1 protein-coding gene is annotated in these 383 nt (G+C 63.7%); it reads right to left on the minus strand.

Annotated elements, in window-relative coordinates; translation table 11 throughout:
* A partial coding sequence (locus AC3A5O_RS28795) for a carbon starvation CstA family protein (protein WP_487754021.1) occupies window positions 1-383 on the minus strand: 383 nt, incomplete at both ends.

A 383-nucleotide genomic window follows, 5' to 3' on the forward strand; every position in this document is an offset into this window, starting at 1 on the left:
AGCGCCGGCATTTTCAGCTCGGGCATGGTGACCAGGATGCCGATCGCCAGGGCGACGATGGTGCCGATTTTCAAGAACGTCGACAGGTAGTCCCGTGGGGCCAGGATCAGCCACACCGGCAGCACCGCCGCGACAAAACCGTAGCCGATCAGCATCCAGGTGATCTGGATCCCGGTGAAGCTGAAGGCCTTGGCCCAGACCGGGTCGGCGGCGATCTGCCCGCCCAGCCAGATCGAACCCAGCAGCAACAGCACGCCGATGACCGAGATTTCACCGATGCGGCCCGGGCGGATGTAGCGCATGTAAATGCCCATGAACATCGCGATCGGGATGGTCGCCATCACCGTGAAGATCCCCCACGGGCTCTCGGCCAGGGCCTTGAC

The sequence above is a fragment of the Pseudomonas sp. Soil_N_39 genome (assembly GCF_057655955.1).